Raw genomic sequence first — 25,325 nt, 5'->3', positions numbered from 1 at the left:
TTACACGCAGGCCCTCCCATCAAGGACCCGCGCAGATGCCCGGTTAGCTTTCCCGACGCTGCGGATAGCTCTGAACGTAGTTTAGGACCTCGATGCTCCGCTCCTCCTGCAGGGCGCTCGAAAGTTCATCCTCGTACGTCTTTCGGTATGACTTGGTAAACAGGTTCTTCATGAAGTAGTCGATGTCACAAGACCATGCTTCATAAATGATCAGCAACGTCGGATCATCCTTCGACTCGTGCACCCACGCGTGAACAAACTCCTTCTCTGCGCTCATCGCATGCCCGGCCTCAGCGAGCAATGCCTTGATCCTGTCAAGTTTCTCGGATTTGATTTTCAGGCGAACCACAGCGGCAAAACCGTCATTCATTTCGATCTCCTTGAATTATCTTCTTCAAAATTGTGCTCTCGTCACCACGACTGGTCGCCGCAACGAAACCATCTCTTTGACACCGAGCCCGGATCATCTCGCTTTCCTACGCGTTAAATCCCCCATCTATCGTCAGACTGGCACCTGTAACAAACGCGGCCTCAGGACTCGCCAGGTAGGCAACCATTCCTGCAATCTCGTCCACATGTGCGAACCGCGGTAACGCTAGCATTTGCTTGAATGTTGACGCATAGGGACCGTCTGAAGGATTCAGATCTGTATTTGTCGGGCCCGGTTGCACATTATTGACGGTAATCCCTCTCGCCCCCAGGTCGCGCGCCATACCTCGGGTGAATCCCGCTACGGCCGCTTTCGTCATCGCGTACACGCTTCCCCCTTCAAACGGCATTCTGTCGCCATTGCAACTTCCGATCGTGATGATTCGGCCACCGTCTTTCATATGTCGCGCCGCGGATCGCGAAGCCATGAACACACCTCTGACGTTGATTGCCAGCATGCGCTCGAAATCTTCTGTCGAAAATTCCTCGATACGCGAGACGATAATGATCCCGGCATTGTTCACGAGAATATCGAGGCCTCCCCTGTCTCGAGCCACCTGGTCGACTGCGGCGATTACGGCTTCTGGCACCGCGCTGTCGGCTTCGATTGCCCACGCCTTGCTTCCTGCGTCGGAAATCGCACGGAGCACGTTATCGGGCCCATCGAACGCACCTGGGTAAGTAACCGTGACGTGCGCGCCGTCTCTGGCAAGACGTTGTGCGACGCTCGCACCGATTCCGCGCGCGCCACCGGTCACTAGTGCGATTTTTCCTGTCAACGATTTCATCGAATGTCTCCTCTTCGTTCTTCGTCACTATATTTTACTATCGTACAGTATATCAAGCACTGACGTGTTCGATCATCGCGATAGATCATGAGAGCCCGTGCCGGCAGCGGAATCTGACCCCAGTGTGAGGGCGACTCACAATGCGCACAACACTCAAGGATCAATTCGTCCCCGATTTCTTCGTGACCGACCTATCGCACAGCTTTAACGACACTCAGCACGCCCCCGATCAGATCTCCACCATCGTCTTCGAGTACGTCGAGCGACCTGCATGTAAGCGAGCGGACGTGCGAATCAAAGGTCATACATCGATAGAAGGTAAGGCGAAGCACTTCATGCTCTGACCGGAAGATGCATTCCCTCCCGCATGTTAAAAAGGCTTCCATTCTATACTTACCACTCGTATAGTATAGATCATCCCGCATATCTTGACGGCCAAGATTCCTCGGGATATGCCCCCAGACGCCCCGCAAATCGTCCACGATCGGCGCGCTCATTTATCAGACAGGAGACATCAAGCTATGCAAACGGGTTTTGAAAGGAATCGTGCGAATCCTACCTCTCTCGAAGGAAAGGTAGCCATTGTGACGGGCGCGAATGGAGGTATCGGATTCTCGATAGCACAGCAATTTGTAGCCAGCGGAGCGTCGGTGGTGCTTACCGATCTCGTGCAATCAGTCGAGTTGCCGGCGTCGCTGGGCGAGCAGGCCATTTTCCTCAAACATGACGTCTCGCAGGAACAGGACTGGAGCGAGGTCGTGGAGCGAACCCTGAACAGATTCGGGAAGCTGGATGTTCTAGTCAACGCCGCGGGAATTCATCGGCACGGCGCCATGACGGATACGACGGTCGCTTCGATGGAGGCGCTATTCCGTGTCAATCAACTGGGCACGTTCCTGGGCATGAAAGCGGTAGTCGATGCATTCAGGAGCAACCGGCAAGGTGCGATTGTGAACATCAGCTCCTGTCTCGCGACGCGCGGCATACCCAATCAATTCGCCTATGCTGCGTCCAAGTGGGCCGTTCGAGGTATGTCAAAAAATGCGGCACTCGAGCTCGCATCGTTGAATATTCGAGTGAACGCGGTTATGCCCGGTCCAACTGATACGGCCATGTTCCGCGGGCTTCCTGACGCTGACCAGTCGGCGATCGTGGCAATGATTCCGTTCGGACGAGTTGCACGGCCCGACGAGATCGCAGACGCGGTTGCTTTCCTCGCATCGGATGCTGCGAGCTACATCAGTGGAGCCGAACTGGAGGTCGACGGCGCAGTTTTCGCATAGTCATAGTTTCACACAGGTCTTGACTCGTGCAGCCGAAGCTTATGTGACCGCACCTCCTAGCCCCAATCCGTTTTCACTAGCGGCGGCAATACGGCCTCTACGTGGATGATGGATTGGCAAGAACCCAAAGCGTTCGTGTGTGGCCTCGATATGCCACATCGTGTACACATCACACGCCACACGCGTCGCGGGCCTCTTCGCCTCCGAATCTGGCAAGATAATTCCGCATACGAAATGATTCGTAGTACGGAGGCGAGAAGGGAGACTTCCAGTCATCGCGTTGTACATCTCGCATGCTGGCGGTTGTCAACGCGAGACGCCTCTTAACTCTTCAGTGGGAACGTCAGCTCTATCCAGAGTCGATCGCCCTGCGGACGATTCCGGGCGGCGAACTCATGCTGCCACTTGAACACGACACCTGAAGTCGGGGTGATGTTGAAACGGATCTGCGGTCCAATTGCAAAGACACGTCCGCGGAAACCATCCTCGACGACATTGCCATTGAGTGTGTCATCTGTGATCTGCCGCAATGCGTAGCCTTGAACGCCGAGCTGTAGCTGCGGCGATATCGAGTAGCCAGCTACCCAGTCGAGAAACAAGACGTTTCCTGAGTGATATCCGTCTTTGTGATTGGGTGAATTAATTTCCCAACCGCCGGTTGCCGAGAACTCGACATTGCTAACCGGAAATACGGTCACGCTCATATTCGGTATGAACGCATAATAATTCGTCCCTGTCGCGGCGATTTTGGTGTTGGAGAATGATCCGGTCGGTAAGGAGAAGTCAAAGGTGAGAATACTGAATAGGCTATGACTTTCATTCGAATATCCAAACTTCATCGCGTGAACTACGACGTCGCCAAGCCCCCAGCGTGAATCGCCTCCGACCGGAACAGTTGTCTGCGCATGAATCAGGGGTACAGCGATACCTGAGGTGAGCGTAAACGGACCGAGCATCGAACCCCAGGTATGGAGAACACGTGCGCTATCAACGAAGACGTTCACCTTGAAGTTCGGGACAACACTTCCTCCATTGGGGCCGGCAAAGCGATCGGCGGTGTATAGCGCCGTGTAGTTGTAGAACTGGGTCTGACTAGGTGCGGGAACAATGCCATCGAGCACGGTATCCACACCGATTGGATAGCTTTGTAATCCGTTTTCCGTTGCGAAGGTGCTCTGAATACCGGCAACGATCAATGTCGATACAATCATCGAAGTCTTGATTTTTTTTATAAACATCGCCTCCTCCAAACCGGTTAAATTATAAATTCCCCTCCAATTACATAGCACTGCAAAATATATATCTGGTATTCATAACCACGAAGGCATGCTGATTCTTTCCCAACACACTACACCGCGAGTCAGCGATCAAATTTTGTCGCCCACCGATTTTCAACCATGTTCATTCCCTCATGACGCGCGTCGATTACATCCCATCAACGCAGCTAAAGAGTCCAACACTGAACGCTAGACCGGTATCCCGCTCTCCAGTGTTTTGACTCCAAACATCGCGGCGTCCGTTTTCCTCGCTGCTTTGTGTCACTTCGTGGCGGTACCGCGGGCTAGAAAACCACCAGGCTAGACGACTGGCCCGCTGGGGACACACCTCGGAATCGTTAGTAGCTAGCAAGCGAGTCAGCATCTGCATTGAGGCTGCTGTTGCCAAGAGAGGGGAATTTCATAGTTTGCCTCCATCAGGAGCCAAGTCTCGAACGGCTGGCTCTCGTGTCAGGAGTGATGATCGAGCTAGTGTGCATCTTTATCAACTTGATCATCTGAATGAAGCATATTCGGCGCGTGAATACTCGGAAGGTTATGGCAAGCAGCCTGGTCGAATGGGCTCGAACCAGCACTGCAGTGCCGAGCGCAGTGTGGAGGAGAGGTTGCCGCGTCATTTTGGGCGATCGGACACGCGGTTCGATCGGGCCTTGAACCGAGGATAAACATGGCAAAGAAACCTGTGAAATATCGATCCATGGCATCCGCTAGCTATTCATCTATCCGCATTTGCAAATACCAAATAAGTTGTTCGTTTCGTGCTGTAAGCCGTCTAGGCTCTTTACGCCGAACCGCCGATTCCTTCGCGAGGCTCGTCAACGCACGTGCCATCTCACGCTCGGCCCATCCAATCATTCACCCAACACTGCCAATCCATCCGATGAGATTTCTTCGCCAAGCGCGCGGCGTTGCATACACCGTATCTTTCGCCCTCCTGGTCGGCTGCAACGGCGAAAGCATCGACAGTTCCGTCGCATCGAGCCTCGCCGTGGCAGATGCAGCAAGCCGTGCCGCGATATTTACGATCCCGCTATACCAGTTCTATGCGGTCCGGCAACGCTATATCGCACAGGGCATTGCACCAAATACGTTTTTGCACAGCCGCCAGCTCGCCGACTCTTCGTCCACCTCGGTCACGAAGCCAAATCATGACACGCTGTACTCCGACGCAATGCTTCAATTAGACAGAGGCCCCGTTCGTATCGATATACCCTCGAGCGGTACCCGTTACTTTTCCCTCGCATTGATGGACGCATATACCAACAACTTTGCAATTCGCGGCACGAGCGTCGATAACGGCATGGCGAAGACCTTCTGGGTGGTAGGGCCGAGCTGGCAAGGCACCGTGCCCGCGGACGTCACCGTACTCCGCTCGTCGACCAACGCGGTCTGGGCCTTGGCGCGCACCTACGTGGGCGGCGCGAGCGACTATCCGGCAGCATGGGCAGTGCAGAATCAACTGGTGGCGTCGCAGTCTGCCGATGTGGGCGTCACCTCGTGGGATAGTGTGGACAAGCAGATACCGCCCGGCTATGCCAACTGGACATCTTATTTCCGGTACGTGAACCAGCTTCTAAAGAAAAACCCGCCCGCCCCACAGGACGCGGACGTATTGGCGAACGCGCTTGATGTTATCGGCGTGGGGCCGACGCAAACTTTCGAACCACCGTCTACAGACGCAGCATCGATTAGCACGGGCGCAGCGCAGGCGTTGGCGAGCCTGACGTCAAGCGGGGGAAAGCAACAGGTACCAGATAAGAGTGTCGCCGGGAACGCGTGGACTGTCGCCCCGTCAGCAATCGGAAACTACGGAACCGATTACGCGCTGCGTGCCCATGTCGCGTTAAGTGGTCTCGGGGCACTCCCGAGCAGCGAGGCGACCTACTATGCCAGCACGGGGCCAACGAACGCGGCGGGTGTGACTTACGACGGCAACAGTGTTTACGAGATCGCGTTTCCTGCCGGACAACTTCCCCCGGCGCGTGCGTTCTGGTCATTGACGTTGTATGGTGGTACGAATCAGGCGCAGGCCTATTTCTATCCGAATCCCGATCAAATCTACGCACTATCCTATCCGGCATCAAACTTTCAGTTCGCAGACGACGGTTCGCTCGTGCTTGCCGTTAGCCACACGCGGCCAGCAGGTGTGCCAACCAGCAACTGGCTGCCAGCACCCGCCGGTGCGTTCAATCTCACGCTACGCGCATACCTGCCAGATCTTTCGATCTTGAATGGAACCTACACATTGCCGCCGATGATCCGCGTCCAATAAACTGTCACACGCGGACCCGATGCGCGCTACCAGCTTTGCTAGCCGAGCGCAGTGTGGTGAGAGAAAGCCGCGCAGATTTGGGCAGTCGGATAGGCGGTTTGGCCGTTTCATTTGCCAGCGATAATGCGGGCAAAGGAAACGAGGAAATGACAAAGAGAAGTGACGAACATCTAAGCTCTCGCCGAATCGCGGGTCAAGCCTTCAGGACCTGATGCTCGATCACACCGAAGATCGAATTTCCGCTATTGTCGACTACATTGATCTTGATTGAGTCGCCGAATCTGAGAAACGCTGTCCGGCATTCACCATACTTTAGCTTCTCGATCGCGCGTATTTCGAGGATGGTGGCGGACCCGGTATCGTCAAGCGGATCGGACACGGTTCCGCTACCGAAAATGGTGCCGACGGAAAGCCGACGCGATGTAGCGGCATGTGCAATAAGTTCCCCGAAGCCAAAGCTCATGTATTCGGTATGTGGTGAACCCACCCAGTGGTCGTTCACATGAACTGTGATCGAGCCGTGCAATTTCCCGCGAGACCAGTTTCCGGCAAGTTCGTCTGGCGTAACGAATACCGGACCAAAGACCGTCGAAGGTTTCGCTCGCACGAAACCAAATCCAGAATCTTGTTCCGAGGCACCGAACGCGCGCAAGCTAACGTCGTTTGCAATTCCGATCAACCTGACATGATTCAACGCCTGTTCGGCGGAGACTCCCATCGGTACATCATCGACGACAGCGACAATTTCAGCCTCAAAGTCCATGTCGTGCTCTTCCGATGGCAGCAGCGACGGTCCGTAGCACGGCAGAAAGTCGTCTGACGCCCCTTGATACATGAGCGGTGTCTCATCGCTCCATCTATTCCGGTTATTCCACGCCTTGGCCACCAGTTCGCTATGACACTTGAATGCCGAGGCATCCAGCCACTGGGGAGCCCGGGGCAGCGGGGCAAGAGTCATTTGGCGAAAAAATGGAAACACATTTGCGGGCATGCCATCTTCGAGCTGTTGCGCTTGGGTAGCGAGAGAATCTGAGACGCTTTCCCACGACTCGAGTGCCTCCAGCAACGTCTTTGCTGCGCGAGCGATCACTGCCCGTGTAAGGTCCCGTGAAACGATGATCAGGCGACCATCCCTTTCCCCGTTGATGAGCGACGCGAGTTTCATACGTAAGTCTGCCTGGAAAATTGAGCTTGTCAGAGGAGGCATTGCACGGGTGATTTCATCGAGTATCGCTAATCGATGATCCCGACGGCACGGGTCCACCCGGCCGAACCGCCTGCGACCTTCACAGGAAAGCAGGAGATGTGAAAGCCTTTCGATGGCAACTGTTCGAGATTGTGCATCTTCTCGATCTGACAGTAGCCGACCTCCATCCCGGCCTTATGCCCCTCCCAGATCAGCGACACATCGCCGGTCGCGGCAAATTTTCGAGCAGTATGAAAGAACGGTGCGTCCCAACTCCACCCGTCCGTACCAACTACCTTTACGCCCTGTTTCGCGAGGAAGAGCGTTGCATCTCGCCCCATGCCACATCCGGAGTTCACATATTCCTTCGTGCCGTAGCAGGTCCCAGCTCGGGTGTTCACCGCCACAATCTCCAGCGGCTGCAGTTCATGTTCGATACGATCGAGTTCGCGGCGGATGTCATCCGAGGACACCAGGTAGCCATCCTCAAAGTGCCGGAAGTCCAGTTTGATGCCGGGCTGAAAGAACCAGTGAAGCGGTAGTTCATCGACGGTGATCGCCCGCTTCCCCTCGTCCATGGTTGGGTGGTAATGCCACGGTGCGTCCACGTGCGTTCCGTTGTGCGTCGAGATATGAACCTTTTCCACCGCCCAGCCGAGCCCTTCGGGCAAATCATCGAGCTGCAGACCGGGAAACGATGCAATCAGATCCTTGCCGCCTTCAGCGTGGGCCTGATACTCGATGTTGACGCGTTGATGCGGTGGATCGGCGAATGGATTGTTTTCGAGAGGTACTGATAAATCGATGTATGTCGGCATTTTCACTCTCCTTTAAATGGTTTGCGAACTTTGAACCGCGCAAGCGCTAGCAAAAATACTCTCAGGTTCCAGGTGCCTTGTTCCGCACTCGTTGTGCGCAAGGGATATTGTGTTGATTGGCCACCGCGGGTCGTGAGCCTACAGTGGCTTGATGACCTAACTAATCCGGATCTCACGCCATATACCGCCCCCTCTTCCAGCACTGTTTCCAGCGCGACTAGTGGAGGCTAAATTCAGTACATTCACGAAGATAAGGCTCTGCTCAGGTCCAGCCACAGCAGCAAGACCCGGAAAACCTCAGGTTCGGACACCTTTGGCCCCCAACTCTCCAAACGTCTGCGCAACCCAATCGGCAATGTAGTCGCGTGGATTGTCCTGATTGTCCGCGCTGCAATGTTCGACGCCACCTTCCCGGGATGTGAAGAACTTGAGTTCCCGCTTGGGGCTATTGCGTGCGCCGTCATACTGTTGATGGGCATACTCAAGCGGGATCTGACGGTCACCGGCTCCATGAGTAATCAGGAATGGGACAGTAATCTTGTCAATAACAGGAGCAAGCGTGACGTTTGGAGCGAACGCCATGAACTCCTCAAGCGTGTTCTTGCCCCATACCCATTGGACATGTTCCCAGTAATGCGGAACTGGACGGTCGCCCTCGCGTGCGAGCCGCCGTTTCTGCAGTTCACCCCAATTGAAATTTGCACCCCATGCCACGCAAAGCTTGAAGCGCTTCTCCATCGCCGCAGCCCGTGGCGCGTAATACCCACCGAGGGACCACGCGCCGACGCCGATCTGTTGACGATCGACATCCTGCCAGGTCTCGAGGTAATCCACGACAGCACTTGCCCAAACCTCGGCTTCGACCATTGCCGTGAGCCCGTGCAGTCGCAGCGCTTCCCCTACACCAGGTTGGTCGACAGAGATGCTGGACACACCACGGTGCGCGAGAGCTTGTTGAATACCCGATCCGTAAATCATTTCTTTGGTGCTATCCAGACCGTTAAACAGTGCAATACACGGAGCGGGTGCGCCAGTTTGTGAAACCGCTTTCACGAACAGCGCTGCGAGAGTCTTGCCTTGATAGGGAATATCAACTCGCTCACAATTCTCCTCGCTAAGCTTGACGAATTTTGCAAAACTTTCGAGCATCTTTTGGTAGACGATCTTGCGCGGCGCATAGTCACGATGCTGCATGCGTTCGGCGGTCAGGTAGTAAGTCGAGGCACGTCCATGCTTTGCGCCAGCGCTCAGTCGACGATCGAGTGCGAGATCTTCATCTGCAAGTTCGGCCAGACGATCGGCCTGTTTGCACCAGGCGTTGAAGAACGCTTCTGTGCCTGCGTCGTCTCCGCGTGTAGATGCCTCGACAATCTGACGGCAGATGGAATCCACCTCGCCGATGTTTGCACCCATAGTTAACGCGAGATTGGTCGACAGATTCCACACATAGTTAGTCGGGAAATATTCGAGCATGTCATATCCTTCGATGAGAACGGTAAGTGGACCGTCGCACGGAACGCGGAAAGCAACGTCCAATGACTAGATGGGTTCCGCCAGTGTTGCGTATGCGCGTTCGAAGAGAGCCTGATGGTTGGCATCCGGGACCGGCGTCCTCGCCCACTCCGCTTGCTCCCATTCACCCAGTTTTAGACCGGTCTCGTAGACGAGACGGGTGCGAGGCTCCCGTCGCTCCGCAAAGGCCGCGAGCGCGGCGTCCAGATCGACTGTGTCGGCGAGAATTTCAGCGAGGACCACAGAGTCTTCAATAGCCATCGCAGCGCCCTCCGCGAGATGCGGTGTCCCCGAATGCGCCGCATCTCCAATCAGCAGTGTGCGGCCGACGTGCCAGGGAGCCGGCAACATAACGACTTCCATGGGGCGATACACCACTGCGGCGGGATCGGTGATCTGTTCGCGAAGCTTGCCCACTATTCCGCCGTATTCGCTCAATCGATCTCGCAGAAGGTCGTGAAGACGTTCTGCCGGCATGCGAGGATTGCCAGGTTCCGGGGAGGCTAGAAACAGGTACATGCTAGAAGCAGTGAGTGGTACAAGACCGGCTTTGCTGTTCTTTCCATAGTAGATGGCCGCCCAATCGAGGTCTTTCGGCCTCGGGAAGTTGTAGCGCCACACTGCCTCACCGGTAAAATCCGGCCTGACGCGGTCACCAAACAGGCGTGAACGCGTCTTCGAATACGCACCGTCTGCGCCGATCATCAGGTCATACATTCCCGATGTGCCGTCGCTCAGAACGACCTCTATTCCGTGATCTTTCTCAACTGTGGCTGCAACGGTGACACCAAGGCGCACTTGTGTGCCTTGAGCTAGAACGGCGTCGGTCAATATCTTGTGAAGCGCCGGACGACCGATCCCGTTCACCGCCGGATAACCGGGGCCGGCCACGTTGAGGCTTGCTGCTCTACCCAGAACCTGGCCGTTGGCATCACAGAATTTCCAGCCATGAAATCCCACACCAGCGGCAAGGCACGCATCACCGAGTCCGAGCGTCTTCAGTGCTCGCAGCATGTTTGACGGCTGGATGATCCCAACTCCATAGACTGACCAGTGAGGATTCTGTTCGACGACAACGGCATCGATTCCGCGCTGCCTCAGCGCAATCGCTGATGTAAGCCCACCGATTCCGCCGCCTACAATCAATACACTCTTTATCTTCGTCATTTGATGTCTCCTGCGAAAGCAAATAACCACGCCTGCTCCGCTTTTTTCGCCTAACTCAGTCAGCCTCAGCGGGAACCTCGCCGTCCAGATACCGGAACTCCCACTTTGGCGGCTCCATTAACCACTCGGGCAAATTGTGTACGTAGTGGGCAAATCCGAAGAGCGGAACATTCCATTCGCGCGGAACCCAACTCTCATCGACAAAGTCGCCGTCAGTTCCGTACTCCGCCTCACCGCCGGTAGGACACGGAAGATAGAAAAACAACGCTGAATCGATACGATGTCTGCCAAGGCCGAAGTGCGACTTCGGCCAACCTTTGCGTTCCATATAGTTCGCTCCGGTCATGATTTCGTCGATGTCTTCGACACCGAAGTTCGCATGGTGGAAGCGCGGCTGACCGTCCATTTCAGGCCCGGGCGAATTTGCGTCTATAAGGAAGAGGTTGTGATGACTATTACTTCCCGCGGCGCGGCTATAGATACCGACATGGTGCTGATAGTCGCTCAGCCGGAAATCGAGTCGATCGCGAAAAAACTCGAACGACTTTCTGAAGTCTTTCACCGCAAAGACTACGTGCTGAATTGTCTTGGGATAGGCCCGCTTGCGCCATTTCCGGTGTGAGTTCAGTCGATTCACCACCCCAGGCGCATTTACCGGATCTGGGGCGTTTATGATCGGCCGCTTGCTGAACACTTCAAGTGCCAGCGGTAGACCACAATCGCTAAGGAAATGAGCGCCGCCATCGGCGGCACGTACGACCTTTCGATCCCGCTCGAGATCACGCACGAGTGTTTCGAGGCTGGCCTGCGTGTCCACACCCCAAACTACTTCGCGAACCCCAGTCCCTACCAGACTGCCCGATGGAAGACGGGCGTCCGCAATGGAGCGAACAATAACGCGTGAGCCTTCTGCAAGCTCGAGGATGGATTCTTTGGCGTCACTCTGAATTAACGGCAAACCAAAATCGATGAAGAAATTCGTGCAACGCTCGACGTCCTCGACGCCGTATACAAGAGCTTTGATACCCAATATGGTCATATCTAATGTCTCCATACATCGTTCGCTTCTGACAGCATCGACCAACGTTGCGGATCCGGTCGACGTAGTCGACCAGGTGGGGACCGTTCATCGCAATCGGCAGCGCCAGTTATTCAAGTACGCGACCGCTATCGCGGCGCGCTACGGCGTCTGGAAAGGAAGGGGAATGTGCATGCGCTCGTCTCCGTCAAAGGTTGTTCTCGACTGGATGTTTTTTCCACGGATTAATCATCAAGTTGCGATGGATGTTTATCAAATTGATTATCTCAATACGATACATTCACTATGTGAATGTATCCGTCGGCGTCGGTGTAGTTCGACGGGTTGTGTGGCATCGGAACCCAAATGCGTTGCATGACACAGATCTACGATCAATCTGGGCCTGAAGAACGAAGGAGATTTTCGCCATGACGCCGGAGAGCAGGGATACCCGAAAGCTCAGGTGGAATCACTGGAAAGCGGATCGCTAACGGGGGAGGTCAGGCATGCCCGGAGTTGCACTGGCTCATAGCTCGACGGGCCTGAATCACCGAGCCGCAAGGCTTCGTCGTAAGCCGCGCAGCGATCGTGAGCTACGCATTGAGTGCGCTATGGTCCGACGTCCGCGAGCGCTCGCACCGGTGTCTGTTACTGGAGCGGATTTCTGCCGAACTCGAATGCGTCAGCCCGAATGTCCTCGTCAGGCGTTGTCATGTTGTCTGGGTATCTTTCGCTACCAATCAATCTGACGCGCGTAGAACGAGCCACACGAGGTTCATCGTTTTTTTCTACCTCGAGCCGGAGGCGGCTCTTGAGGCGAGGACAGCGATCCAGCGACGCGCTTAAAAAGTTGCCTGATCCACGAGATTGCCGGGTCGCGCTCCTGATATCGATGCCACTGCATCGTCTCAACAATGCGAGGTATTTGCACTGGGCAATGTACGACGCGCAAAGGATAGTGCTCCGCGAGAGAAGTTGCCAACCGGGTATGCAACGTTGCAATCCGATCTGTACCAACAAGTAGACGCGGAAGCAGCGTAAAGCTCGGCGCGACTATCTCCCTTCGCCTTTTGATTCCATGCTTAAGCATGAACTCTTCTTCGATCGAGACGAGCTGACCGCTCCCCCACTGGACCGCAACGTGCCCCATCGCGAGGTATTGTTTTTCCGATATTCGCGCACCGACTTCGGCATTGCCAGCCCAAACGACCGACGAGAAAGTATCTTCGAACAACGCTTCCGATGGATGATCTGGCGCATTGAAGAAGTCCGGCACCAACAGTAGTTCGATATCGCCGCTATCAAGGTTCTCCCGGGAATTCGTACTCACCAGTCGTAAGTCAAACTGAATCCCCGGTGCCTCCTCCCACGCTACCTTAACGACCTCCGATAGAAAAATATTCATAACGTAGTCCGACGCCTCGATCGCAATTTTCCGGTTCGAAGTCAGTGGATCAAAACATGGTCTGGTTGTCGTTATCGCCTGAACCTGCAACAAGACGTCGCGAACCGGCTTTGCGAGGCTCTCTCCGAGAGGAGTAAGGACCATGGTTTTCCCTACCTGGAGTAGCAGGTCATCCTCGAAATAATCGCGCAGGCGTCCGAGGGCGTTGCTCATCGCGGTTGACTCAAAAATACTCGCTCCGCCGCCCGACCAACGCTGCGTTCGTCCAGAATGGCGTCCAGTACAACGAGTTGGTTTAGGTCTAGTTTATTGAATCGCACCATCGTCCCCCAAAATAGCCACGTCGTGAATATACCGCTTCGAGACTATCAATCTGGTAAACGTAAAGCATCACTCGATCCGCTCCGTGTGGAAGGGAACTATCCAATTCTGAACGTCATCCGAAAGAGACGGGCGCATGCGCGTTAGCATGTGTTCTCTGGATGAGATGTTCGTAGCTTTACGCGGAGAGGCGTATCGGTGAATCCCTGTTCGCGCAGCGTTGGAACGACGCACGACGTGGGGGCGCGCAAGCCTGTCACTGAGACTGCAATGATGTGACCAGATAAACCGCGCTCCAGGTAGGGGACCGCTGGATGAGCTAGCCTTACGAATTTAAATACGGGAAGTTGGTAGGACTCTTGACGATCACTGATTGTTATATTTCTCGTGCAACCAGTCTTGGGACCTACTCCGTTTCATATCAGGACGGCCGCCCCACCGGAGGACTCGACGCATCGAGTCACGAGCCTATCCGGTGGGGCGACGTCGCACAGGTCAAGCGGTGCAACGACAGCGCCAAGTCTGTCTGCCTCTCGCGCAAGCTTGTCCACGTGACGTGGTACACATGATCACGCTCGCTCCCTCTGCGAGCGCCTCGGTCATTACCGGTCCGAGCCCATTGGACGCGCCTCACGCAATGGCTGGTTTACTCTGCTACGCGGTATTCATGCTAGATACACTCTAAGCAGTCCGCTTGAGCGCCGCCGACGCCGCCTGGAAATTCAGAGTGGCAGCGTCGTGCAGGGACAGTCCTCTATTCTCGATTGAAAGAATCTCTGTACCGAAAGGCCGATCAAATCCGGTCGCGCGTACGGCAGAGATGAACCCTGTGACGTCGAACTCGCCGTCGCCCGGTCTCCGACGATAGCCCGTGCCGTCGACGACAATATCGTTCTCAACGGGCTGGGCAAGCCCGTCACCCAGTTCCACGGCGAATATGCGATCGCCGGGAAGCTTTGCCAGAGATTCAAATGGAATTCGCCCCCTTACCATGTGAATGATGTCAAGCAACACCCCTCCGTTCCCGGCGCCGGACCGGTCGATCATGTCCAGAACCTCGGTCGGTGTCTTGAGCGTCGTCACCGGCATAGGCTCAAGCGCGATCCGCGTGCCTACGTCGGCAGCCTGAGCACACAGACGCGCAAACTCGCGGGCAATGAGATCGACGTCCCAATGTCTGTCGCTGAAGTCGGTCCCAACCTTGATGTGCCGGACTGCCAGGCCTTCGCCCCACTTCAGTAACTCCGCGCGCGCGGAGTCGGACTTCTTTCTCTCCTCGCCGTCGGAATACCAGCCGAACAGCATCTCCAGTTCGACATAGTGAATTCCATTGTCGGCCAGGATGGACTTGACGACATTCGGCGGATAGACACGGCCCCAATGCTTGAGGTCCTTGTCGCCGAAGCCGATCCCCGTGTATCCGGCCTTGGCAACCGCCTCAATCCGATCACGAAGGTCGAAGGGACTGATCTCCGTTCCGCCCAGGAACTCAAGTTCACAGTCGCCTGCAATTGTAAAAAAGCTTGCGAGAACTTCTGACGCCATGGCGCCCTCCTTATCGACTAACTACTTTTTCCAGACCACCCGCCAGCGGTCACACCTCTGGCAGAAGGTCGCGTGTTGATCATGTAGCCAGGCCCAAGCCCACACGGCCCCCCATCTGTACCCAAGTGCTTCTGGTTACGAGGGTGCACATTCCACACTTGCGAAACCTCACTGGGCTGCCATAATGATGGCGATTGACATCAAAGTATTGATGTCGACTATCATCGTTGTCAAGAACTTTTCTTGAAATGCGGGAGAGCGCCAGTGCGTCTAACGAAGGAACAAGCAGCCCAGAACCGCGATGAGATCCTTGAGGCCTCCACACGGCTGTTCAAAACGCAGGGGATCGACAACGTTTCGGTCGCGGACCTGATGAGCGCTGCGGGATTTAGCCATGGCGGGTTCTACAACCACTTCGAATCGAAAGCAGATCTTGCCGTCGAAGTGATCCGGTATGCGTTCGGCCAGTCGGTCAACGAACTGGAGGCGAAGGTCACTGGAAATGACGAACCTTCGGAGGCGATGACAGACGCGCTGCTCGGCTATCTCGCGCCTGCACACCGTGACACGCCTTCCGGAGGGTGCCCTACCGGGAGTCTCGCGGTGGATGTAAGCCGCCAGCCTTGTGAAGCCCAGGCGGCATTCGCGGACGGACTCGAGCAATATATTGATCTGATTTCGCGCTTCCAGTCTGCGATCGGCCCGAGTAGCCGACAAGATGCAATTGGAACGTTGTCTACCCTTGTCGGTGCGATCGTTCTGTCTCGCGCAGTTAAGCACGGCCGCCCCGAACTCTCGGATGAAATCCTCCAGGCGACATCTCTCGGAATTAGTCGTCAGCAGCCGGTCATTGCGAAGAAACGGCGCAGCCGGTCGGCGTAGATTCTCGCACTTTGCCGCTAGAGGAAATCGCGCGCCGCCAAAGTGCCCAGGCTCAGCGCAGGCATTTCATCAAGGACCCGAGCATGTTACCGAGTAGTAAAAAACTGATTTCTGTTATTGGAGCAACTGGAAGCCAGGGTGGCGCCGTGATACGTGCGTTGCAAGCAGACGGCCAGTTCAGGGTACGCGCTTTGACTCGCAATCCGGACCGCCATCGAGACCTCGCCGACGAAGTTGTCGAAGCGGATCTGAATCGTCCGGAAACCCTCAGAGCTGCATTCGAGAACGCATACGGCGTCTTCCTGATTACCGATTTCTGGCAGCACGGGGTCAACGGGGTCGACGAGATCAAACAGGCAACCGCGGCAATCTGCGCTGCCAGCAACGCCGGGGTCAAACACTTTATCTGGTCGACGCTTCCGGACGTAGAGGCGATCAGCAGAGGGGAAATTCATGTCCCTCACTTTACCGGTAAAGCGAAGGTTGACAGAATCGTCGAGGAAGCCGGATTCGCATACCACACGTTTGTCATCGCACCTTTCTACTATCAGAACTTTATGGGGTTCCTGAGCCCGCAGAAGCAAGCGGACGGATCCGACGGCTGGGCCCTTCCACTCGATCCCGCAGTATGTTGCATTCACATGGGTGACATTCACGAACTCGGTGACATCGTTGTCGGCGCCTTCGCGCACCCGGATCAGGCAGGGCACGGTGCGTACCTGCCCCTCGTCGGCGATTTCATGAGCTTTAACGACGTCATTGAAACATTGAATCACCTGGGACACAGGTTTTCATTCAAGCAGGTTCCCGGGGACATATTTTCTACGCTCTACCCAGGAGCTGCCGAGATCGCGGCAACGTTTGAATACTTCCGGAGATATACCTATCTGGGCTCCGACTCGCGCGACCGGATTGCACTCGCCAACAAGCTGGCTGGCAGGCATCCAGACACGTTCCTAGAGTGGGCACGGATGAATTTCCCAGATCCGCGGGCATAGCGAAAGTCGCGAAGTTATGTGTGCCTGCAACCTGTCCGTCGAACGCCGTCTGGAGCGCAGCGAGGCCGTTCTGCTTTTCGCTGCTCCGGGCGTCAATTCAGTGGCGGCGGCGTGGCACGTATTGATCAATGAGTCTGCAACCGATCCGGGAGAGGATGAATGAATTTTTCAGAACGGGTTAGTACGGCGACAGCAATCTTGACGGAAGGCGCGATTGTGACGCGTCTCGTCTATGAATTCGGCTTGTCTGTGCCGGATTCGGCGAGCTTCGTTCACCTCTTTCAAGACGATGGGCGCCGTGCGCTTAAAGCTGTTTACGAAAGCTATATGACAATAGCGGCTCAATATGGCATTCCCATGCAAGTGGGTACTGCGACATGGCGAGCCCATAGAGATGGCCTGGTCAAGCAAGGGTGGACTGCTCCTGGCGATTTGCGGACCGTCAATCAGGAGGCAGTCGCATTTCTGCAAGACTTGCGTCGCTCGCTGAAGCTCGAGGGAACGGTTTATATTGCGGGCGTGATCGGCCCGAGGGTTGACGGTTATGATCCGGCTGGAGCGCCTGATGCTGAGGACGCTTCCGCGTACCATGCTGCACAGACCGATGTATTCGCCCAGAGCGGGGTCGACCTGCTGTATGCGCCGACCTTCGCGAGCACCGAGGAACTGCTGGGTCTCTCCCGAGCGTGCGCCGCAACAACGCTGCCGTACGTCCTTGCGCCGATCATCAACGCTCACGGGTATTTACCGGATGGCGTTTCGCTCGCGGACGCGGTTGCGCGGATTGATGCGGGTGTTTCACGCCCCCCCATCCATTTCCAGATCGGCTGTGTACACCCAAGTCATTACCTGCATGCCTCGACTCATGTGACCTGGCCGGACTCCGGCAGAGTTGTGGGTTTGCAAGCTAACGCGTCGGCTCTGCCGCCCAGTGAACTGGAGAATTTATCTCATGCGGCGGGCGACGATGCTGAGGCTTTCGCTGACCACATGACGACGCTTCATCGGCACGGCGCTAAAATTCTTGGCGGCTGTTGCGGGACATCTGACGCCCATATCCGAGCATTGGCCCGCCGGCTTGCCGCAGCATCTGAATAGTCTGAGACACCATCGATCGAGCCCGAATCGCGAGTGACTGACTCATCCCTGCCTGCTCCTCCTACGAAATCGAATTGTCCATGAATATGGAAAGTCTATTCATATTCTGCTGCTTTTCTTTGCGATTGGCCTGTCTACAATCGAAGTCATCGTCTGATAGCCAGACTCAGCGACAGGGCACTCAAAATGGATCGGATACTTCAGGGAAAAGTTGCAATCGTCACGGGTGGTTCGCGCGGTATCGGTGCGGCGGTAGCGAAGGAACTCGCTGCACAGGGTGCAAGCGTGGCCATCACGTATAGCCAGCAGGCAGACAAGGCGGCACAGGTTGTTGCCGAGCTGCAGGCAAACGGTGTGAACGCGCGGGCCTACCAGGCCAACCAGGCAGATGCCAGTGCGGTCGCCGACATGGTGGCGCGTGTCACAAAGGATTTTGGGGGTCTGGATATCCTGGTCAATAACGCCGGCGTGTTCATCTCGGGCACCATCCACGAAACACCTGAAACCAGCGCCTTCGAGCATCAGTTCGCCGTGAACGTCAACGGCGTTCTGACGGCCATCCGCGTCGCTTCGCGTCTGATGAATGACGGCGGCCGGATCATTTCGATGTCCTCAGGTATTGCAAATCGCGCGAGTGGCCCGGGCAGGGCTGATTATGCGGCGTCGAAGGCGGCTGTGGAAGGTTTTAGCAAGGGGGCCGCGCGCGATCTGGGTTCGAGAGGTATCACCGTGAACGTTATTCGTGTGGGTTCCGTCAATACCGACATGAACCCGGATGACGGTCCTCTTGCGGATTGGCAGAGAGCGGGAAATGCCTTCGGCCGTTATGGTCGACCGGAAGAAATCGCAGCAGCCGTCGCGTTTCTCGCGAGCCCACGCGCAAGCTTCATTACCGGCTCGGTTTTCTCGGTAGACGGTGGATACGGCGCGTAAGCGAAATCAGCACTCATTTTGTTAACAACTGGCGTTGGGTACAGCGATGTGCCGCTGCGTGTTTTTGTCGGCATCGTGTCGTGAATCGCGCCTCATCCAATCAGGATCCTGCATTCATCCGGATACTATATGACTAGTCATTTTGAAGCGTCCTCCTCCGCACCGCTGTTTGCCCCGATGCGACTGGGCCCATTCGAACTCGCGCACCGCGTAGTGATGGCTCCGATGACTCGAATGCGCGCACTGCAGCCCGGAGACGTTCCCGGCGAGCTGGCGGCGACCTACTACGGTCAGCGTGCGAGCCAGGGCGGGCTTCTGATTTCCGAGGCTACGCAGATCTCGCAGCAAGGGAAGGGATTCCCGTGCACCCCGGGCATCTACACCTCTGAGCAAGTACAGGGGTGGCGGCACGTTGCTGACGAAGTCCACGCTAAAGGCGGCCGGATCTTCGTCCAGCTTTGGCATACCGGCCGCATTTCCCACTCCAGTCATCATTTGAATCGCGCGTTGCCCGTGTCAGCGTCCGCGATTCGGCCCGCGGGCGACGCGCTCGGTCACGAGTTCGTCAGCTACCCGTTTGAGACGCCGCGAGCGTTGACGCTCGAGGAAATCGACGGTGTCGTCGACGAATACCGGCACGCTGCCGCCAGTGCGCACCTCGCGGGTGTCGACGGTGTCGAAGTGCACGCGGCCAACGGTTTCCTGATTGACCAGTTCCTGCAGGAACGCTCCAATCAACGCACGGACCAGTACGGCGGCAGTATCGATAACCGGATGCGCTTTCTACGCGAGGTGGTCGAGGCTGTCGCCGGTGTGTTCGGCGAGACGCGCGTGGGGGTTCGTATCTCACCGTTCGGAACGCTGGGTGATATCGGCGACAGCCAGCCCGAAGCGCTGTTTCGCAGCGTCACCGCCTGGTTGTCGTCGACGCGGATCGCGTATCTACACGTCGTCGAGCCGCGCGCAAACGCAGGTCAGACCGACGCGCCCAACTTTTCACTGCCCGTCTCGGCTGCGGCGATATTTCGCTCAGAATTCGACGGCCCATTGATCGCGTCCGGCGGCTTCGACAAGCGTAGTGCCGAGCAGGCGATTAGCACTGGCATCGCGGACGCGGTCGCGTTCGGCCGGATGTTCATCTCGAACCCGGATCTGCCCGCGCGTTTCCAGCACGACCTGCCGCTCGCCGCGTACAACCGTCAGACGTTCTACGGTGGCAACGGGCACGGTTACACCGATTACCCGGAACACGTGGCCATAGTCGCCTGATTCGTCCAGTACTGCCACGCGTGACTGCGGGCCGTCTGTTCAACTCGATGCCGTTACCCGGCTGCCTGACGAAGCGTTCGGCGTCAAACCCCGACGCTTCGAGGTCGCCCGCACTACGACACTCCTGAATGATCAGACGGCGGCAACGGCGACAGCCAGGGACGCCGTCAACCGCTATCCGCCGCTCGTGCTATTGCCCCGTGTATGGAAATGAATCTGCGGGAAATATAACGATCAGAATTGATGTCGCAGGCCAACCCGGAACGCACTCTGCATCGACCCCGAAGCGTTGCTGCCGAGTGGTGCAGCTTCAACCTGCGCACCGTAGCCTTTGTCATGCCCAAGCGCAAATATGGTGTACAGGTCCGTGCGCTTGGACAAGATGTAGTCGGCAGTAACTGTCACCTGGTTGGCCGAGCCGATACCGTTGTTCCGATCCTGATACTGGAAGCCGCCGCCAAGCTGAATGGCAGGCGTAACAAGGTACGTCAACCCTGCCTCATAGGTGATTGCACGCGGTGATGCAGTCGAACTGATGCTCACATCAGAGACGAGACCGAAAAACCGGAAGCTCCCGAGGTTGTAACCCGCGCCACCTGCAAACACGCGAACGTTGCCACCGGAACTCACATCATGCTGCCCGAAATACACAAGCGCTGCGCTGAACTTACCGTTGTCGTACGAAAGCAGATAACTCTGCGTACTGCTCCGCGCCACGGATCCGGGTACGTTGCCGAAGCCCCACATCGTGCCGAAGGAGAAGCCCGCAAAGGTGGGGCTGAGATATTTTGCGGAGTTGTTCACCTGAATACCCCATACCCGGTTGTCTAACGCGCCGCCCGCCGACGCATTGGCTGGCAGGCTCCAGGCCAGAAGTCCAGCAGGCGTATTCGCTGCAATGGCAAATGCCGGGAGGATGTCGCCAGCAAAATCATACTGACGCCCCAAGGTCACGGTGCCCCAGTTTCCGCCTAGCCCTGCGTACGACTGCAGGCCGAAGGCCGTGTCCGGAAAGGCCAGAGTACCGTCAGATGTCTGAAACTGATTTTCGAGCCTGAACATCGCGAAGTTACCACCGCCGAGGTCCTCCTTACCCGTGATGCCCCAACGCTCGGGCATCGCGACGCCCGATTGCAAGGCCACGTCCTTCCCATGGTTCTGGCCGGAAGACGTATTGCTTGTGTACGTCACCCCTGTGTCCAGAACGCCATACAGGGTCACTGTCGACTGCGCAAACGCCGGGACCGAAACGCCGAACGGCAACATCGCTAGCACCAATGTCTTCATTTTCATGTCTATCGTCCGATTTATCTCCAGGTACCACCGGGCCAGGTACAACCAGTGGTCTCACGTTGCGCCGGCAACCTGGCATCGTCTCGGCGCGGATAGTGGAAGGCAAAGTCACCGGAATTCACTTGTCGCTCCACGTGAGAAGTATCCCCAATTACGGGATTTAAAAAAAATAAATTTGGGAAAACATAAGCTAAAATGCAACACAAGCCAACCGACGGGATTTCTTGTACTTCATGGAGAAATCGGGCGACTGTTTTTTCCTCCAACGATCATCGAGGGTTTTCACTGATTTCCGTCCGGTTGACGCAGATGAGGATCAACCGCTAGCGTTGGTCCATCGACCCGTTGTTATCAACTTCGGCACGACAGGCGTGCCCCAAGGAAACGCGATGAGCATGCAGGTAGAGAACTTCATCAATGGGCGCTTTAGCGCTGCCACCAGCGGCGAGACCTTCGTCAAGCTTGAACCAGCCACGGGAGGCGAGCTGGCCCGCGTCGCCGCGTCGGGACAAACCGAGGTCAACAGCGCTGTGGCCGCAGCGAAAACCGCATTCGAGACCGTATGGCGCCACACGCCTGCCGTGCAACGCGCCGCGACGCTGCATCGTCTCGCCGATCTGATCGAGCGCGACACCGAGCAACTGACCACCCTGCTCGCACGTGAACAGGGACGTCCGGCCATCGAGATGCGCATGATGGACATCCCGATGTCGGTCGACACACTCCGTTATTTCGCTGGATGGGCAGACAAACTTGAGGGGCGAACGATTCCGACCGCTGGCAGCATGGGCCGGTCAACGCTCAATTACACCGAGCTTGAACCAGTCGGTGTCGTTGCACAGATCATTCCGTGGAACGCACCACTCATGATCTGCGTCTGGAAGCTAGCCCCGGCCCTCGCTGCAGGATGTACCGTAGTCATCAAGCCCTCTGAAGATGCACCGGTTACCTTGACGCATCTGATGCGTCTCGTGGCCGAGGCAGGCATTCCGGACGGGGTGGTTAATCTGGTCAACGGAGTGGGCCCCACCACCGGCCGCGCACTGACTACGCATCCGGATGTCGCCAAGGTCAGCTTCACTGGCAGCACGGAAGTCGGTCGTGCGATTGCTCGCGATCTGGCTGGCTCGTTCAAGCCATTGACGCTTGAACTTGGGGGCAAGGCCGCCCAGATCCTGCTGTCCGACGCCGACGTGTCCCGAGCGATCGACGGTTTGCTGCTGGGACTGTTTGCGAATCAAGGCCAGACCTGCGCCGCCGGTTCACGCATTCTTGTGCATGAGTCAATCGCCGACGCAGTGGCCGGCCAGCTAGCTGCCGCCACCAACGCAATCCGTATCGGTCTTCCTCAGGACCCCGAAACCCAGATGAGTTCACTCATCAACGCTCGCCAGAAGGAGCGGGTCAATGGCTATATCCAGAAGGGGTTGAGCGAAGGTGCACGCATGATCGCCGGTGGCCGTCCCGTGCCAGAGCAAGGCTTCTTTGTGTGTCCTACCTTATTCGTTCACGTCGACAGTACCAGTGTGCTCGCTCAGGAAGAAATATTCGGCCCGGTCGGAGTCATCGTCCCGTTCAGCGATGACGAAGACGCCGTGCGGATCGCAAATTCCACCCGTTATGCGTTGTCCACTTCATTGTGGACACAAGATGTAAGCAAAGCGCACAAACTCGCCAGGCAAATCGACGTTGGCGCAGTCGCCGTCAATTGCTGGAGCCCACTCGACGCACGCCTCGCATGGGGCGGTCACAGGGACAGTGGCTCAGGTCATGATCTGTCGCGCATGTCGATGATGTCCTACGTTCGCGAAAAGACAGTAACGATATCTCTCTAGGCAGAGCGACGGTCGGTAAGACCGTCGCCAGGAAATCACGCTGGAAATCAGCTGGAACGACAGACCGCTATTGTGGAACGTCGTTCGGTGCACGGCTGTAGTCTGCAACACCAGAGATCAGCCATCGACCGTTGCGGCGCAGCAGCGTGAAGATGTTCGTACCGAGATGATGTAGCGCGCCATTCATATGGAATTCATAGGGTGTCCATGCCATCGCTATGTCGCTGTCGATCAGAACTAGAGGATCGTGAATACTCTCGATCATTTCGATTGCCGCGTCGAATTCAATACGCTCGATCACCGCACGCATACTCATATGAAGCGGTTGTCCATTCCTAAGCAGCGTGGCGCCGCCATCAGGAAGAACCAGGCGGAGCATGGCTTCCTTGTCGCGCGCCTGAATCCCGTCCAGGAAATCCTGTATCGTCTTCAGGGCGGCCTGTTCGTCCTGCCGGTCATGTTGCATGTGAATACCCTCTCATCTCAAACGAAAGCCCGGCGGGTTATTCATACCCCCGCCGGGTTTTCCTGTTTTCACTAACCTGCTCTTGAAGCCAGGTCAGCGACAGTGATGCAACGCCTCGCGCAGCGTTCGAGCAATCAGGTCTGCTTCTTCCACCGTCAGCGTGAGCGGCGGCGACAGAACGATCTTGTTGGCCACCGGGCGCACCAGTACCCCTCGCTTGCGAGCAGCATCGACTACGCGGACGGGAAAGCCCTCGCCCGGGTCGACAGGAGTCCGGCTGGCCTTGTCAGTCACGAAATCGAGCGCCAGCATCAACCCCTTTCCACGCACGTCGCCAACGACCTCGAATTCTTCTCGCAATGGCAACAACTGCTCGAGAAGATGCTTGCCCACGCGTGCAGCGTTAGCAGGCAGATCCTCGGCCTCGACAATGTCGAGCACGGCCAGTGCCGCTGCACACGCGAGCGGATGCCCACTATACGTGTAGCCGTGCATGACAACGTGTGAAAAGCCTTTGCCGTTTTCAATTGCCTTGGCAATGCGCCCGTTGAACAACGTCGCTCCCAACGGAACATATCCCGCGGAGATACCTTTGGCCAGACACAGGATGTCGGGCGCCACGCCCCACCCTCGGCTCCCCAGCATGGCCCCGGTACGACCGAAACCGGTCACGACCTCGTCCGCGATCAGCAGAATACCGTGGCGGTTGCAGACTTCGCGCACGCGGGGCCAGTAGGAAGCAGGCGGCACAATGAGGCCACCCGCGCCCTGCACCGGTTCAGCGATGAACGCCGCAATCGTCTGCGGCCCATGGAACGCAATGACTTCCTCGAGTTGCCGGATGCAATGCCCGACGAGTTGATCCGCATCCTCGCAGTTCCACGGATTGCGATACAGCCAGGGGGTATCGAGCTGCACGCAGCCCGGCAACAACGGCCCATGGTTGTAGTGATAGACACCACTGCCGCCGACCGACGTTCCGCCCATGTGTGAACCATGATAGCCATTACGCAACGACAGGAACTTCGTCCGCGACGGCTCGCCGGCGGCAACCCAGTACTGGCGCGTCATCTTCAGCGCCGTCTCGATCGCGTCGGAGCCCCCACTGCTGAACAACACGCGCTGCATGTCTTCCTGAGCAAACATCTGACACAGGCGGTCGGCCAGGTCATACACGCGCGGATGCGCTACGCCGTCGAAAGTCTGGTAGTAAGCGATCTCGTCCAGTTGCCGTGAAATCGCTGCCTTGACCTCGGGTCGATTGTGGCCGACGTTCACGTTCCACAGGCCACCCGCTCCGTCGAGCAGGCGGTTGCCTTCCACATCGACGACATAGTTACCGTCGCCCCTTGCAATCACGAGAGTCGGTGCCGAATGCCCGGCTGCTGAAGAACTCATCGGGTGCCAGAAACGTTTGGTGCGTTTTTGATAGTCCATAAGATATTGCTCGCGAAGTTTTCTCGGTTTCACAAAAAACAGTCCGGGCGAATTCGCAGACGATGCCGCGATCCAGCCGTTCCCGGACTTGCC

General features: G+C 56.6%; 21 protein-coding genes. 8 read left to right on the top strand and 13 right to left on the bottom strand.

All coding sequences use genetic code 11. The annotated features are described in order from the left end of the window. Nucleotides 1–43: 43 nt before the first annotated feature. Both M0D65_RS19275 and M0D65_RS19270 read right to left on the bottom strand, forming a co-directional pair. On the bottom strand, nt 44–370 hold the full coding sequence (locus tag M0D65_RS19275; protein WP_266254108.1) for a putative quinol monooxygenase: 327 nt from the start codon (nt 368–370) through the stop codon (nt 44–46). A gap of 106 nt (nt 371–476) precedes the next feature. Then, the gene (locus M0D65_RS19270; RefSeq protein ID WP_266254107.1) at nt 477–1,217 is read right to left on the bottom strand and encodes an SDR family oxidoreductase; all 741 of its coding nucleotides are present in this window, start codon (nt 1,215–1,217) and stop codon (nt 477–479) included. A 521-nt stretch (nt 1,218–1,738) separates the two neighbouring features. On the opposite strand from M0D65_RS19270, the gene M0D65_RS19265 reads away from it, so the two are divergent. After that, nucleotides 1,739–2,500 carry an SDR family NAD(P)-dependent oxidoreductase gene (locus M0D65_RS19265; protein ID WP_266254106.1) on the top strand — a complete coding sequence of 254 codons (762 nt, stop codon included), beginning with the start codon at nt 1,739–1,741 and terminating at the stop codon, nt 2,498–2,500. Nucleotides 2,501–2,823: 323 nt separating this feature from the next. Here M0D65_RS19265 and M0D65_RS19260 read toward each other — a convergent pair whose 3' ends face one another. Next, on the bottom strand, nt 2,824–3,738 hold the full coding sequence (locus tag M0D65_RS19260; RefSeq protein WP_266254105.1) for a transporter: 915 nt from the start codon (nt 3,736–3,738) through the stop codon (nt 2,824–2,826). A gap of 706 nt (nt 3,739–4,444) precedes the next feature. Between M0D65_RS19260 and M0D65_RS19255 the strand changes: the two genes are divergently transcribed. Continuing rightward, nucleotides 4,445–6,049, top strand: a complete 1,605-nt coding sequence (locus M0D65_RS19255; protein ID WP_266254104.1) for a DUF1254 domain-containing protein — start codon at nt 4,445–4,447, stop codon at nt 6,047–6,049. A 193-nt stretch (nt 6,050–6,242) separates the two neighbouring features. Here the strand turns inward: M0D65_RS19255 and M0D65_RS19250 are convergent, their stop codons facing one another. From M0D65_RS19250 to M0D65_RS19220, 7 genes are all read right to left on the bottom strand, one after another. Next, entirely contained in the window at nt 6,243–7,214 is a 972-nt protein-coding gene (locus M0D65_RS19250) for a fumarylacetoacetate hydrolase family protein (RefSeq protein ID WP_266254103.1), read from the bottom strand. Between the two features lie 68 nt (nt 7,215–7,282). Next, nucleotides 7,283–8,053 carry a cyclase family protein gene (locus M0D65_RS19245; RefSeq protein WP_266254102.1) on the bottom strand — a complete coding sequence of 257 codons (771 nt, stop codon included), beginning with the start codon at nt 8,051–8,053 and terminating at the stop codon, nt 7,283–7,285. A 297-nt stretch (nt 8,054–8,350) separates the two neighbouring features. After that, nucleotides 8,351–9,526, bottom strand: coding sequence for a S9 family peptidase (locus M0D65_RS19240; RefSeq protein ID WP_266254101.1), 1,176 nt, complete (start codon nt 9,524–9,526; stop codon nt 8,351–8,353). A 66-nt stretch (nt 9,527–9,592) separates the two neighbouring features. After that, nucleotides 9,593–10,732, bottom strand: coding sequence for an FAD-dependent monooxygenase (locus M0D65_RS19235; protein ID WP_266254100.1), 1,140 nt, complete (start codon nt 10,730–10,732; stop codon nt 9,593–9,595). Between the two features lie 55 nt (nt 10,733–10,787). Continuing rightward, complete coding sequence (locus tag M0D65_RS19230; RefSeq protein ID WP_266254099.1) at nt 10,788–11,786, bottom strand: VOC family protein; 999 nt, start codon at nt 11,784–11,786, stop codon at nt 10,788–10,790. A 739-nt stretch (nt 11,787–12,525) separates the two neighbouring features. Then, the gene (locus M0D65_RS19225) at nt 12,526–13,368 is read right to left on the bottom strand and encodes a LysR substrate-binding domain-containing protein (protein ID WP_266254098.1); all 843 of its coding nucleotides are present in this window, start codon (nt 13,366–13,368) and stop codon (nt 12,526–12,528) included. Between the two features lie 789 nt (nt 13,369–14,157). Beyond that, on the bottom strand, nt 14,158–15,021 hold the full coding sequence (locus M0D65_RS19220) for a sugar phosphate isomerase/epimerase (RefSeq protein WP_266254097.1): 864 nt from the start codon (nt 15,019–15,021) through the stop codon (nt 14,158–14,160). 264 nt (nt 15,022–15,285) lie between these two features. On the opposite strand from M0D65_RS19220, the gene M0D65_RS19215 reads away from it, so the two are divergent. From M0D65_RS19215 to M0D65_RS19195, 5 genes are all read left to right on the top strand, one after another. Continuing rightward, nucleotides 15,286–15,903, top strand: coding sequence for a TetR/AcrR family transcriptional regulator (locus M0D65_RS19215; protein ID WP_266254096.1), 618 nt, complete (start codon nt 15,286–15,288; stop codon nt 15,901–15,903). Between the two features lie 83 nt (nt 15,904–15,986). Further along, nucleotides 15,987–16,901: an NmrA/HSCARG family protein gene (locus tag M0D65_RS19210; protein WP_266254095.1), complete on the top strand. Its 915-nt coding sequence runs from the start codon at nt 15,987–15,989 to the stop codon at nt 16,899–16,901. Nucleotides 16,902–17,060: 159 nt separating this feature from the next. Then, nucleotides 17,061–17,999, top strand: coding sequence for a homocysteine S-methyltransferase family protein (locus M0D65_RS19205; RefSeq protein ID WP_266254094.1), 939 nt, complete (start codon nt 17,061–17,063; stop codon nt 17,997–17,999). Nucleotides 18,000–18,185: 186 nt separating this feature from the next. After that, complete coding sequence (locus M0D65_RS19200; RefSeq protein WP_266254093.1) at nt 18,186–18,932, top strand: SDR family NAD(P)-dependent oxidoreductase; 747 nt, start codon at nt 18,186–18,188, stop codon at nt 18,930–18,932. Nucleotides 18,933–19,061: 129 nt separating this feature from the next. After that, nucleotides 19,062–20,201, top strand: coding sequence for an alkene reductase (locus M0D65_RS19195; protein ID WP_266254092.1), 1,140 nt, complete (start codon nt 19,062–19,064; stop codon nt 20,199–20,201). Nucleotides 20,202–20,435: 234 nt separating this feature from the next. On the opposite strand, the gene M0D65_RS19190 is transcribed toward M0D65_RS19195, so the two are convergent. After that, nucleotides 20,436–21,494 (bottom strand): porin, encoded by a 1,059-nt coding sequence (locus M0D65_RS19190; RefSeq protein ID WP_266254091.1) that lies wholly within the window; start codon nt 21,492–21,494, stop codon nt 20,436–20,438. A gap of 395 nt (nt 21,495–21,889) precedes the next feature. Between M0D65_RS19190 and M0D65_RS19185 the strand changes: the two genes are divergently transcribed. Further along, the gene (locus tag M0D65_RS19185; protein ID WP_266254171.1) at nt 21,890–23,329 is read left to right on the top strand and encodes an aldehyde dehydrogenase; all 1,440 of its coding nucleotides are present in this window, start codon (nt 21,890–21,892) and stop codon (nt 23,327–23,329) included. 67 nt (nt 23,330–23,396) lie between these two features. Here M0D65_RS19185 and M0D65_RS19180 read toward each other — a convergent pair whose 3' ends face one another. After that, a complete protein-coding gene (locus M0D65_RS19180) occupies nt 23,397–23,795 on the bottom strand; it encodes a nuclear transport factor 2 family protein (RefSeq protein ID WP_266254090.1) in 399 nt (132 codons plus the stop codon). Between the two features lie 93 nt (nt 23,796–23,888). Further along, a complete protein-coding gene (locus M0D65_RS19175; protein WP_266254089.1) occupies nt 23,889–25,232 on the bottom strand; it encodes an aminotransferase class III-fold pyridoxal phosphate-dependent enzyme in 1,344 nt (447 codons plus the stop codon). Nucleotides 25,233–25,325 lie beyond the last annotated feature (93 nt).

It is taken from the genome of Paraburkholderia sp. CHISQ3, from assembly GCF_030464945.1.
Classification (GTDB): domain Bacteria; phylum Pseudomonadota; class Gammaproteobacteria; order Burkholderiales; family Burkholderiaceae; genus Paraburkholderia; species Paraburkholderia megapolitana.
Note: the sequence above shows the minus strand (reverse complement) of the source record. Positions and strands in the feature narration are given on the sequence as shown.